This is a genomic window from Mammaliicoccus sp. G-M28 (genome assembly GCF_022386595.1).
Classification (GTDB): domain Bacteria; phylum Bacillota; class Bacilli; order Staphylococcales; family Staphylococcaceae; genus Mammaliicoccus; species Mammaliicoccus fleurettii.
Genome location: NZ_JAJNIF010000007.1, coordinates 49,469 through 62,836, shown reverse-complemented (window position 1 = coordinate 62,836; position 13,368 = coordinate 49,469). Strand labels below are relative to the sequence as shown.

Here is a 13,368-nt window from a genome sequence, read left to right as displayed (position 1 = left end):
CCAACAAATATAAAATTGTTGGTAGTTTTTTTTATTTAAGTGTTATCCATTTCTTTATTAAATTCTTTAACAAGTTTTGTTACTTCAGGACCAATGACGATTTGAGCATTATGTTTATCTATAATTACAACGCCATGAGCACCTGTTTGCATAATTTTATCTTTATTAATTAAAGAAGTGTCTTTAAGTTCTAACCTTAATCTAGTAATGCAATTTTCATATTCAATTACATTATCTTTAGTACCAATGTTTTCAAGTATTTTTTTAGACATATATTGGTATTGATTATGTGATAAAGATAACTCTTTTTCTTCATCAGATTTTTCTTCTTCAAAATTAGTTTCTTCTATTTGGCCCATGATTGGAACGTTTCGATTAATGATATAGAAGTAAAATGTAATGAAATATAGTATGAAAAATCCTATGCCTACTGGTATAATCATCCAACCTTTGTCTGATAAACTTAAATTGAGAACATAGTCAATGATACTACCACCCCAAGAAAAGCCTTCTCGAATGTGTAAATAATATAAGGTCATTCCGGCTAAACCAGTATAAACAGAGTGAATAAAATATAGGAATGGTGAAGTGAATAAGAAAGTGAACTCTATAGGCTCAGTTATACCTGCAACTATTGCAGTAAAACTACCTGATCCCATAAGGGCTTTTGTATTTTGTTTGTTGTATTTTGCAGCTTTAGATATAGCTAGGGCTATAGCAGGAACTCCAAACATAATCGATACAAAATACCCACTCAAGAAATAACCTGCTGTTGGATCCCCATTTAAGAATCTTGTAACTTCACCATGGACTACTTCTCCTCCAGATGTTTTGAAATCTCCAAGTCCAAAGTAAATATAAGTATTCAATACATGATGTAAGCCGAATGGAAGTAAAAATCTATTTAAGAATCCATTTATAAATACGCCTAAACCACCCAAATTGACTAACGTTTGAGCCAACCAATCAATTGAAGATTGAGCATATGGCCAAACTAAAAAGCTTATTCCTGTTACTGGTAACATGATTACAATAATCATTGTAATAGGGAAATTTTCACCAGAAAAGAATGAGAATATTTTAGGCAAATCAACATCCTTAAATTTATTGTAAACCCAAGCTGCGAGCAAACCCGAAATGAGACCACCGAAAACGCTCATGTTTAAATCGGAATCCAGAATATTTAAGCCCTCTTTTAAAATAGAAATTGCAATAAAACCTGTTAAAGCAGGTATCCCTCTGTCTTTAGTCTTTGATAATCCCATCGCAATACCGATAGCTATAAGAATATCAATATTATTAAATATTGCACCGGATGCTTGAAATAGTTTCCAATCCAATAAGTCTTCAGAGCTAATTCTAAATAGAATACCTGCTGCTGGTAATGCTACTATTGGAATAAGCATGGATTTTCCAAGCTTTTGTAAGAATCTCATCATACTAAATGTCCCCCTTTGACATTACAATTCCGAATAATTGATTAAAGATATTCCGTTTTGTTCATTAAATGTATTTTTCGCATGATCACTAGTTAAAATGTCTAATTCTTCAATTCTTGGCATAACAAAAGATGAATGATCTCTTAAGAATTTATCTATATAAGCTGGATGACACATTATTTCGATTGATTCATATTCTATATATTTATCTTTAATAACTTCTATTGAATTTAAAATAGTTTCAGGGTGATATTCAAAGTAATCTACCATTTTATATTGTGGAAACTTTTTTTTATCGCCTAAATTATTTCTAATAGGTAAATGATATTCAGATGCTAATTTTAAAAATATAGGCTTTATGAGTTCTAAGTTATTAACATGATGATGACTATCTAAATGAGTAGGTGTTAAACCAGTTGATAGAAATTTTTCGATTTGTGCTTTCCATTCCTCATATAGCTCATCTACATCTATATAATATTTTTGTTCGTAATGAGATAAATCTCTAAAATCTCCATTACTGTCTACTAAACTATATAAATTGTTAATTAATGGTCTTCCACAAGTTAAAGATAAGTGAATCCCAACGCCTAGTTCGGGAGTGTTATTAGCTAAATTGATAGCATGTTCAAATCCAGGCATATTAGTTAAACATGTAGTGGAGGTGAGTATTCCATTTTTGTGTGCATCAATAATTCCATAATTCACACCATTTGAATATCCAAAATCATCCGCGTTTATGATAATTTTCATATATTTTCCTCCTTTTTATTTAAATTTGGCCAGTAATCTTTATTTGCTTCAAATAAATCAGTTAAGACATCTTTAGCTTTGTTTGTATCAATGACTGTTCTATTTAATACGAGTGCCTGTATTAATTTGTCATAATCATTTTCAAAGTATGCTTCGACAACTAACTTTTCATAAGCATATTGATTTTCTAATAACCCTTTATAGAATGTAGATATTTCACCCACATGAAGAGGTGTTGCACCATTGTTTCCGAGTAGAGCAGGAACTTCAACAAGTGCGTCACTCGGTAGGTTAGGTATAATTCCATCATTTCTTGTGATAATAATAAATCTTTTATTTAAATGATAAACAAGTGATGCGGCGATGCGGATCATATATATACCGTGAATATCTCCTGAAATATCTATGTTGTGTGTATTATTTTGATTAATGATAGTGTCACAATCATTAAATACTTCTTTTTCACGCCCGTTTATAACTTGTCTAGCACGTGTGTTTTCTATAGATTCTTTCTGAGATAGTTGGTTAGGATAAAGGTAATACTGTAGATATGTGTTAGGTAAATATTCATTAAAATCCATTACCATTTGTTTAGCTTGTTTAAAAGTTGATTGCCATGATGGATCATTAGCAATTAGTTTATCTGTTGGTTTAAAGTCATTATTTTGAATTAGTTGTTTGAGTTCTGATGTATATTCATGGCCATCTTTATTTCGTATTTTTGTAAACCATCCAAAATGATTTAATCCGAAGTAATCAGCTTCTAAATTCCAAACATCTTCATTTAATATGTCTGCATAACTTTTCATAATTGCGATAGGCATATCACATATATTCAATAATCGATCATCATTAGGAAAAACTTTATCTAGCGCTAAACCAACTATTGCAGCAGGATTTGTATAATTCAAAATCCATGCATCTTTATTTATTGAACGAATATCTTCAACAAGTTGTATCATATCTGATATAGAACGTAACCCGTAAGACATACCTCCAGCACCACAAGTTTCTTGTCCAACTAATCCATGTTGTATAGGTATTTGTTCATCTAATTCTCTCATTAACAAACCGCCCGTTCTAATTTGGACGAATATAATATCAACATCTTTAAAAGCTAATGTTTTATTAGTTGTGTATTCAAACTTTTCTAATGAAGGATAATGTTCTTTTAATAAGATTGAAGCAGCTTGTCCAATCTTTTCTTGTCGTGAACTATCAGTATCGTATAGCGTAATATGACTCAGTGGTAAATTTTCCGATTCCTCGATTAAACTCATTAATATTCCTAGAGTATAAGTGCTTCCTCCACCTACAATTGTTAATTTACATTTTTTCATTAATTTGTAACCCCTTTCACGTGTATTATACAATATGTATTATTAAAATCAATACAAATATAATACATATTTTAAATATGTATGTTTTTGGTGGTCAAAGTGTTAAAATGAAATACGAAGGTGAGGGGTTTTTATGGATGATAAAAAAATGCCTTTATATCAAGAAATTATGAAAAATCTACAAGATTATATTAAAAAACAAGGACTTGAATATGGAGATGTTATACCAACTGAAAAGGCTTTGTCTGAGAAATATCAAGTGAGTAGGGTAACTGTGCGAAAGGCTATTTCTAAATTAATAGATAAAGAAATATTGTTTAGCATTAAAGGTAGTGGAACGTATGTAGCATTTCCAAAATTTGAACATAACTTATTTAAATTACAAGGTTTTACTGAAGAAATGCAACCATATCATGATGCTATCAAAAATGAAGTAACAGAATTTAGTCTAATGAAGCCTAGTGAGCTAATACAAGAAATGCTCAATCTTAACAATGATGAAAAAGTTTATAATATTAAAAGGATTAGGAATTTAAATGGGGAAGCTTTAATTATAGAGAATGCATATATCCCGTTTAAATTATTTCCAGATCTTTCAATTGAAGCAATGACAAAATCGAAATATGGGTATTTAAAAGAAAAAGGTTATGCTATAAAAAAAAGAGTAGAAGAGTTCATTCCTAAATTACCGGATAAGGATACAATGGAAACTTTCAATATCGATTCCAATACGCCGTTATTAGAATTGAAAGCATACTCAATATTAAATAATGATGAAATATTTGAATACTCCGAAGTGTTGTATCATCCTAAAAAATACAAATTTAAATTAGAACTATCAAGATAAAAAGGGGTGGCATTATATGATTATACGTAATAAAAAAGAATCCGATATAGAGTCAATAGCTAAAGTTCATTATGAATCTTGGATAACTATATATAAGGGGATTGTTCCTGACAGTTATTTAGATAGTTTGTCCTTAGAGTCTTATATTGAAAAACATCATATGTTTAATGCACCATGTATTGTGGCGGAAGTCGATGGTAAAGTTGTTGGATTTCTAATGTATAGTAAAGATAAAGATGAAGATACGAGTGACAAATGTGGTGAAATTATGGTTATATACCTATTACAAGAATATCAGCATAAAGGTATCGGGACGCTTTTAATGAATGAAGCGGAAAAAAGAATGAAATCTGAATTTGATCAATTAAGCCTTTGGGTACTTGAAGATAATATTCCGACTGTTAAATTCTATGAGAAAATGGGATTTGAAAAAGACGGTAAGTATGAGCTTGAAGAACTAGGAAATGTTTTACGTGAAACGCGAATGATAAAGAATATATAGTGGGAAATAAATGAAAATTTGAAGCTGAGACAATTAATTTGTTCTCAGCTTCAAATTTATCTATATTCACACAGGTGGAGAAAAGTGTAGCTACGAAGCATATTAATTATTAGTTCAACTTTAATTTGAATCTAAAATTAATATTTTCAGAATAATGTTGAAAATATTATTTAAAATATGATTATTATTATTATACTAGGGTAACATATCAAGAAAGGAGGAATTAAATATGAGTAAAATTACAGATTCGTTTTTAAGTGCTTTAGATAGCGTTATTGGTTTTATACCAAACTTGATTAGTGCAATTATATTATTAATTGTTGCATGGCTTATCGCAGTCATAGTTAAAACAGTTATTGTGAAAGGTTTAAGTGCACTTGGTGTAGAAAAATGGCTAGAGAAAAAGGGGTTAACTGAATCAGGAAGTGGTAAATCAGAGTCTGAAGGATTAATTCAGACATTTGGTAAATTAGCTTACTTCATTATATTCTTGTTATTCTTACCATCAGTGTTTGATGCATTAAACATGACATCTGTATCAACACCTATTAAGAACATGATGGGCAGTGTATTAGACTTCTTACCTAGAATTATTGTTGCGATTGTAATATTAGTAATAGGTTTATTTATCGCAAAAGTATTAGGTACATTAGTTAAAAACTTACTAACTAATTTAAATGTTAGTAAATACAACCACTATGTAAACTTTGGTGAGAACAAAGAAAGTATTGATATTCCTTCAGCTGCAGGCTGGGTGATTTCAGCAATTATTGGATTATTCTTCGTTGTTGAATCATTAAATACAGTTAATTTAGAAGTATTAAATACAATTGGTGAAGCAATTATCGGTTACTTACCATTAGTAATTTCAGCAGCAATCATTTTACTAATTGGTTTTGTTGGTGGTAACTTATTATCTAAATTAATTAAGAAATCAACAGGTAACACATTCGTTTCAGAAATTGTTAAGTATTTAGTAATCATCGTTTCAGTATTTATGACTTTAGATCAATTAAACTTTGCTCAAAGTATTGTTAATGTAGCATTCTTACTTATTTTAGGTGCAGTAGCAGTAGCATTTGCTATCTCATTCGGTATCGGTGGTAAGTCATTTGCAGAAAAAACATTATCAAAAATTGAACGTAAAGCTGAATCAAAAGATAAATAATTAGCGTACAAAGTTAATATGTAAAATGATAAGAGGCTGAGACAATTAATTTGTCTCAGCCTCTATGTCTGGGTAGGACGATGAAAATAAAGTTTTTTGAAAAAATGAGATGAGTTGTAGATTAATAGAGTAGTTAATCTAAGAAATTGGGTATGTTGTAGATTAAATGAGTAGTTAATCTAAGAGATTGAGTATGTTGTAGATTAATTCGATAGTTAATCTAAGAAATCCTCTAAATTAACATTAACACAATACAATAAGAGAGCTTGGGACACAAAAGTCTCAACCTCTCTCATATTGTAATGTCTATTTATGTCTATCAACTAAGTGACAAATCTATATTGTAACGATACCCATTAGTATTGCTATAAATAGCAACAGGATTGAGAAACCCCAAACCCAGAAGAATGCGTATTTAATATATTTACCCATACTTATTTCAGCAAGTCCAACGGCTAACCATACGGCTGGTGCGAATGGACTTACGAATGTTCCAATTACGTTACCAATCATTAATGAGAATGCAGTTGATTGTGATGGAACTCCGAATTGACTTGCTGTTGATTCTACTATAGGTAAAATCGCAAAGTAATAAGCATCTGTACTTGTTAATAAGTCTAATGGTACACCTAGCACACCAATTATAATGTGTAAGTACGGTCCAACGACTGTTGGAAGTACAGCGATTAATGATAAGGCGATTGAATCTAACATGCCTGTTTCATTTAATATTCCTAAGAATACACCTGCAGCTAATATTACTGCTGCCATCATCAATGCGTTAGGTGCGTGTGCACGAATTCTTTCCATTTGTTCATCTACATTATGGAAGTTCAATGGTAATGCAATAGCCACACCAAGCATAAATGCAAATTCAGGTGGAACGATATCTAGTAACATCATAGTAACGATGATAACTGTAAGTATTAAGTTTAACCAAAGTATGTAAGTATGTTTAGTCGCTTCACCTTTAACTGAAGCATTTTCTTCTTGGTCTTTTTCATAGTTTGCAATAATTTTATCCATATCAACTTTTATGTTTTCTTCATCAGGAAATTCTTTTGAAATACGTTTTTTCTCACGTAATCCTAGATAAATTGAGAATAATATTGCTAGTACGATACCAATTAGTTGTAGTGGAATGACTTGATACCATAAATCATTAATATTATCGACTTTTAATACGGAAGCAGTTCTTGCCATTGGTCCGCCCCAAGGTACCATATTAATAATAGCGGCACTCAATGCCAATAGAAGAACTAATAAATAAGGACTCATTTTTAAAGCTCTATATAATGGTAATAAAGCAGGAATAGCTAATAAAAATGTTGTAGCACCAGCACCATCTAATTGTGCACATGTACCAATAATTGTCGTTACAATGGCAACGATGATGATATTTCCTCGAGTTAGTTTGATCATACCTCTAACGAATGGTCTAAATAAACCACTGTCTGAGATAATACCAAAGTAAATAATAGCAAAAATAAACATGATTGCTACGTTGAAAACTTGATCAATACCGGAATCTACGTATTTACGTATGTCTCCAAAACCATGGCCAATCACTAATGCTCCAATGACAGGTATTAAAATCATACCTACAACTGGACTAATCTTTTTCATAATTAACATTGCAACGATTGAAATAATAATAACTAATCCAACTATCGTCAGCAGTGTATTTGGTTCTTCCATATACATCCCCCTTGTAATATAGCGCTTACATATAACGTAATTTAAAAAGTTTTCTAAATCACATTTAAGTGAAATAGAAAACTTAATACATATTATATCATTTGAGATAATAAAAGAATATAATAATTCTTAAATTTACAGAATATTTTAACAATCAATTTCGAATCCTAAATCTTGTATCATATCGTAGTCTAATTGATTAGGTTGACCACCGGTAATTAAGTAATCACCCACAAAAATAGAGTTTGCGACCATGAGAGATAAAGATTGAAGACTTCTTAAATTAACTTCACGACCACCAGCGATTCGAATTTCTTTAGTAGGGTTAATCAATCTGAACATACACAAAATTCTAATGCATTTCATAGGTGTTAAGTCATCCATACTTCCGAATTTCGTTCCTTTAATAGGATGTAAAAAATTCATAGGGATACTATCGGCGTCTAAGTCATTAAGTGTAAAAGCCATATCAATAATATCTTCATCAGATTCACCCATACCACAAATTACACCAGAACAAGGTGAAATGTTTTTGTCTTTCATTATATTTATCGTATTTACACGATCATCAAAACTATGCGTTGTTACGACTTCATCATGATAGTTAGCACTTGTATTAATATTATGGTTATAACGATCCACACCACAATTTTTTAGAGATTCAGCTTGTTCTTCATTAGTTAAACCAAGACAAGCACAAATTTTTAACTGAGGATGGTTTCTTTTAATTTCTTCTACAGAACTTGTAATATGAGATATTTCTTTATCACTAGGTCCACGACCACTCATCACAATGCAATATGTACCTATTTTATTGTCAGAAGCAACTTTAGCACCATCAACAATTTGGTTTTCTGGAATAAGCGCATAACGTTGAGACTTCTGTTTAACATCTCTTGATTGCCCACAATAACCACAGTCTTCAGGACAAATACCACTTTTAGCATTTAAAATCATATTTAATTTTACCTTCTTACCATAATAATGGTGACGCACTTTATAAGCCTCATTCACAAGTGTTAAAGTATCGATTTCAGGATCTTGATATATATTTAACGCCTCATTAAAAGTTAAGAACTGTCCATTTATTATATTTGTACCTAAATTCATTATGTTGTCCCCCTTTATGATTATTAATAGAATACTAATAATTACCACTATTGTAAACCATATTTTAAATTAGGTTTACAATAGTGGTATAAATTACAAATAATGGTAAAAGTGGTGTATAATACTATATGTTGAAAGTAGGTAAGATACTATGAATAAATTGATGAAAAATCGCGAGTTGTTAGTTTTAATATTTGTGTTTTTAATTGTAGGGCTTGGTATAGGTTTAAGTGCAATATTTACATTCGAGAAAGCATTATATTTTATCGTTCCTATATTTATAGCGTTTGCTATATTTTTTAGTTGGCTAAGAGGACAAGAGGAAGCAAAGAATCTTAAATATTTCATGATATTTAAGATAAGTGAATTGAGCATCATTTCATTGATTTCTTTAATATATTTAACTCGTAGTGAACAAGTTAAAAGTAAATATGTGATAGTTATTATCTTGATATGGTCCGTTATAGGACTTATATCAGATTATATTGAAAAAAGATATTTTCTCAAAAAGAAAAATACTGAGAACGAATAACCTTTCTACCATCACCACGTTTTACTTGAGTTAGTAGTCCATACTATGAAGTAGTTATTATGATAAAAAGCATTTGCCTCTTATGGCAAATGCTTTTTTGTATATAGTCATTAATATTTAGTTTTCAAGTTTTCTTTTTCTGCATCTGTTATAAATGCGTGGTCTATGGCTTTAATATTTAGCTGTTTAATTTCATCTGTTGATATTAAATTATGATTATATAATAGGGTATATTCATAATTTAAATTGGTGCTTGAAACGGTTCTATTATCTGTATTGATATTAAATGGAATGTTCTGTTCTATAAGTTTTCTTATGTTGAGTTCATCCAATGTCTGTATGGCTTTTGTTTGTAAGTTACTTGTAGGACAGATTTCTAGTAATACATTGTGATTTTTAATATATTCTAGTGCGGTATTGTCACTCGTAGCAGCTACGCCATGACCGATTCTTCTAGCGCCGAGTTCAATTCCTTCTATTATATTATGTATACATCCGCATTCACCTGCATGCAATGTTAAATGATTTTCTGACTTTATAGTATGCTGAATGGCTTCTTGAATGGTATTAGTAGGGAATGCTTCTTCTGGGCCAGCGAAGTCATAACCGATAACATGACTATTGTCTTTATTTAGTTGATTAACTTCTGTAAAGAGATCAATATTTGTTTTATTTTCGTGATGCCTCATTCCACATACAAGCATGTTCACTTTGATTGGATAAAGAGACTCTGCTTTTGTTGCGCCAATATTAACGGAGTCTAGTATTTCTTTAACGCTTAGTCCTTTATCTGTATGGAATAATGGAGCAAATCTGATTTCTATATATTTAATGTTGTCGTTATGTGCTTGTTGAGCTACATCTATAACAGCTTTTTCAATACTATCTTTTGTTTGTAATACTTTTAAAATTGTATCGAAAGATTTTAAGTATTCATCAAGACTGTCACATGTTTGATCAACTTGAATATCTTCTATATTAATATGTATTTGCTGTTCTTGTGCTAATTGTTGGATAAGTTCTATGCTCACAGATCCATCTAGATGGCAGTGTAATTCAGTCTTGGGGATATTATTTATTGGAGTCATTGATAATTATCCTTTCTATTTTTATTTGTATTAATGTTTAATTGTAAACATAGTAGTATATTATAAACAAATTCAGATAAAACTGATAGTATTTAGAGAAATTGTGTAAATTTTGTGATTAAACTAATAAATTTATTTGTTATTTGATTAAGAATAGTTGGAATGTAGATATTAAAAATGCTATATTAATAAAATATTTAAAAAAATGTTTATTGAAAATTCAATATATACATATTAAGAAGGCGCAAAAATGAATAATAACTTAAAAAGAGAATTAACATCAAGACAAATGCAGATGATTGCTATTGGAGGAACAATTGGCGTAGGTTTATTTATGGGTGCTTCTAGTACAATTAAATGGACAGGCCCTTCAGTTCTACTTGCATATGCAATTGCAGGTGTATTTGTATTCCTCATTATGAGAGCCTTAGGTGAAATGGTCTATGTTTACCCAGATACTGGTTCTTTTGCTAAATTTGCTAATGATTACATACATCCTTCATTTTCATTTGTAACAGCTGGAAGTAGTATATTCAACTGGATTATTGTCGGTATGAGTGAAGTAATTGCAGTTGGGTCATATTTTAAATTTTGGTGGCCGAATTTACCAGAATGGATACCTGGTTTAGCTGTAGTTGTTATTTTACTATCAGCAAACTTAGTTTCTGTTAAATGGTTTGGAGAATTTGAATTTTGGTTTGCAGCTATAAAAGTCGTCACTATTATTTTAATGATTATTGCAGGATTAGGATTGATACTATTCGGTATCGGTAATAACTTTAATCCAATTGGAATTAGTCATTTATGGGATCATGGTGGGTTCTTTACCGGTGGAATAAGTGGTTTCTTCTTTGCATTATCTATCGTATTCGGATCATACATAGGAATCGAGTTAATTGGTATTACTGCAGGCGAAACGAAAGATCCTCAAAAAAATATCGTTAAAGCAATTAATGGTGTTGTTTGGAGAATATTAATATTCTATATCGGTTCAATCTTTATTATCGTAACAGTATATCCTTGGGACGAAGTGAATCATATTGGTTCACCATTCGTTGCGACATTTGCAAAAGTAGGTATTACTGCTGCAGCTACTATTATTAATTTCGTCGTAATTACAGCAGCAATGTCAGGTTGTAACTCGGGTATATTTAGTACAAGTCGTATGCTTTATACGTTATCAAAACAAAAACAAATATCCCAAATATTTTATAAGACAAATAAAAATGGTGTCCCACATATCGCAGTTATTGCTGTTTCAATAGGTATTTTCTTAGGTATTATACTAAATGTTGTCTTACCTTTAATATTAGGAAAAGATACTGACATATTCGTCTATGTATTCAGTGCAGGTGTCTTACCAGGCATGGTACCTTGGTTTGCAATATTAATTAGTCATATCAATTTTAGAAAAAGAGAACAAATCAAAGACCATCCCTTTAAAATGCCATTCGCACCAGTAAGTAATATTATAACGATTATCATGCTAATTGCCGTTGTCATTGGGATGTTATTTAATTCAGAAACAAGAGTTTCCGTGATTATTGGTATAATATTTATCTTTAGTATTAGTTTATACGCATTTATCAAAAAACCTTAATAAAATTATAAATAGGGGCAGAGACAAACTAATTGTCTCTGCCTTATTTTTATATTGTAAAATTTAATGTAATCAATCTTTAAAAGGTACTGGTAAGTCTTCGGGTTGTCTGAAGTCAGACAGAAAGGTGTCTGTATTTTAATAGAAAATAGCTAATGATTGTATATAATAACTACAAAATGTATAATAAAAATATAATATTCAATTTGAAAGGAGTGAGGTCTTAATGGAATGGCTCATAGGTTTATTAGGCGAGGATATTTTAATAAATTATGTTGCATTTAGCATATATTACTTTGTTCCATTATTATTGACACTCTTGTATGTTTACTTGCAAATGCAAGCAAGCATCAAGCTCCATAAAAATTGGATAGTAAGGTCTTCAACTGAAGTAGAGGATCAATACATTTTTGTATGGATTGTACCTATACTAAGGTGGAGAATACGTTGCTTATCCATGACCGTCGATGAAGAAGACGCTTGTCCAATATATTAATTCATATTTAATATATTGGAGGAGAAATTTTGAAAAAATTATATACAGTATTAGCATTTTTAGCAATAACACTACTATTAGGTGGTTGTGCACCTCAAGAAGGTGGCATGTTCCATTCAACATTTGTTGAACCATTTGTGTATCTTATTAAATACTTTGCTTCATTCTTTAACAATAGTTATGGCATAGGCATTATCATTGTTACTTTATGCGTAAGACTTATTGTAATGCCATTTATGTTGCGTTCTTTTAAAGGACAAAAGAAAATGCAATTTAAAATGAAACAGTTAAAGCCTGAAATTGATGAAATTAATAAGAAAATGAAAGCTGCTAAAGATGATCAAGAACGTACACAATATAGCCAAGAAATGTTAGCTTTATATAAAGATAATGATGTTAATCCATTAAAAATGGGATGCTTACCAATGCTTATTCAAACCCCAATTCTAATGGCATTGTATTTTGCAATATCACGAAACGAAGCATTCGCAAGTCATAGTTTTGCATGGTTTAATCTAGGTACACCAGACATATTTATGGCACTTATAGCAGGGGTATTATATTTATTACAAGCATATTTTTCTACAAAATATTTACCAGAAGAATCAAACGGACAAATGAAATATATCATGTATTTAAGTCCAATAATGATATTGATCATAAGTATGAATATGCCCGCAGCACTACCACTGTATTGGAGTGCGAGTGCGATCGTACTTATTATTCAACAATATATTTCTAACAAGTATTTTAATTATCATGAAGAAGAACTTAATACAGAAGTAAGTCATTAAT

The 13,368-nt window shown here is 30.5% G+C and carries 13 protein-coding genes; 7 read left to right on the top strand and 6 right to left on the bottom strand.

Annotated elements, in window-relative coordinates; all coding sequences use genetic code 11:
• Positions 1-35: 35 nt before the first annotated feature.
• The 3 genes from LQ609_RS08060 to LQ609_RS08050 are packed head-to-tail and all read right to left on the bottom strand — an operon-like array spanning position 36 to position 3,532.
• Entirely contained in the window at positions 36-1,439 is a 1,404-nt protein-coding gene (locus tag LQ609_RS08060) for a PTS transporter subunit EIIC (RefSeq protein ID WP_107509629.1), read from the bottom strand.
• 21 nt (positions 1,440-1,460) lie between these two features.
• Positions 1,461-2,192, bottom strand: coding sequence for a chitin disaccharide deacetylase (chbG, locus tag LQ609_RS08055; protein ID WP_107509630.1), 732 nt, complete (start codon positions 2,190-2,192; stop codon positions 1,461-1,463).
• The gene (locus LQ609_RS08050) at positions 2,189-3,532 is read right to left on the bottom strand and encodes a family 4 glycosyl hydrolase (RefSeq protein ID WP_239734563.1); all 1,344 of its coding nucleotides are present in this window, start codon (positions 3,530-3,532) and stop codon (positions 2,189-2,191) included. Before LQ609_RS08050 ends, chbG begins: the two co-directional genes overlap by 4 nt.
• A gap of 133 nt (positions 3,533-3,665) precedes the next feature.
• Between LQ609_RS08050 and LQ609_RS08045 the strand changes: the two genes are divergently transcribed.
• The 3 genes from LQ609_RS08045 (at position 3,666) to LQ609_RS08035 (ending at position 6,049) form a co-directional block, all read left to right on the top strand.
• Positions 3,666-4,379: a GntR family transcriptional regulator gene (locus tag LQ609_RS08045; RefSeq protein ID WP_239734562.1), complete on the top strand. Its 714-nt coding sequence runs from the start codon at positions 3,666-3,668 to the stop codon at positions 4,377-4,379.
• A gap of 16 nt (positions 4,380-4,395) precedes the next feature.
• A complete protein-coding gene (locus LQ609_RS08040; RefSeq protein WP_239734561.1) occupies positions 4,396-4,881 on the top strand; it encodes a GNAT family N-acetyltransferase in 486 nt (161 codons plus the stop codon).
• Positions 4,882-5,110: 229 nt separating this feature from the next.
• On the top strand, positions 5,111-6,049 hold the full coding sequence (locus LQ609_RS08035; RefSeq protein ID WP_078357886.1) for a mechanosensitive ion channel: 939 nt from the start codon (positions 5,111-5,113) through the stop codon (positions 6,047-6,049).
• A gap of 336 nt (positions 6,050-6,385) precedes the next feature.
• On the opposite strand, the gene LQ609_RS08030 is transcribed toward LQ609_RS08035, so the two are convergent.
• Positions 6,386-7,747, bottom strand: a complete 1,362-nt coding sequence (locus LQ609_RS08030; RefSeq protein WP_218702936.1) for a CitMHS family transporter — start codon at positions 7,745-7,747, stop codon at positions 6,386-6,388.
• Positions 7,748-7,894: 147 nt separating this feature from the next.
• Positions 7,895-8,857: a biotin synthase BioB gene (bioB, locus tag LQ609_RS08025; protein ID WP_239734560.1), complete on the bottom strand. Its 963-nt coding sequence runs from the start codon at positions 8,855-8,857 to the stop codon at positions 7,895-7,897.
• A gap of 151 nt (positions 8,858-9,008) precedes the next feature.
• Between bioB and LQ609_RS08020 the strand changes: the two genes are divergently transcribed.
• Complete coding sequence (locus LQ609_RS08020; RefSeq protein ID WP_208143516.1) at positions 9,009-9,389, top strand: hypothetical protein; 381 nt, start codon at positions 9,009-9,011, stop codon at positions 9,387-9,389.
• Positions 9,390-9,499: 110 nt separating this feature from the next.
• Here LQ609_RS08020 and add read toward each other — a convergent pair whose 3' ends face one another.
• Complete coding sequence (gene add, locus LQ609_RS08015) at positions 9,500-10,477, bottom strand: adenosine deaminase (RefSeq protein ID WP_239734559.1); 978 nt, start codon at positions 10,475-10,477, stop codon at positions 9,500-9,502.
• Positions 10,478-10,727: 250 nt separating this feature from the next.
• Here add and LQ609_RS08010 point away from each other — a divergent pair, with 250 nt between their 5' ends.
• From LQ609_RS08010 to yidC, 3 genes are all read left to right on the top strand, one after another.
• Positions 10,728-12,077 (top strand): amino acid permease, encoded by a 1,350-nt coding sequence (locus LQ609_RS08010; protein ID WP_239734558.1) that lies wholly within the window; start codon positions 10,728-10,730, stop codon positions 12,075-12,077.
• 226 nt (positions 12,078-12,303) lie between these two features.
• Complete coding sequence (locus LQ609_RS08005) at positions 12,304-12,573, top strand: hypothetical protein (protein WP_218702939.1); 270 nt, start codon at positions 12,304-12,306, stop codon at positions 12,571-12,573.
• Between the two features lie 29 nt (positions 12,574-12,602).
• The gene (yidC, locus tag LQ609_RS08000; protein ID WP_208143518.1) at positions 12,603-13,367 is read left to right on the top strand and encodes a membrane protein insertase YidC; all 765 of its coding nucleotides are present in this window, start codon (positions 12,603-12,605) and stop codon (positions 13,365-13,367) included.
• The last annotated feature ends 1 nt before the right edge of the window (position 13,368 follow it).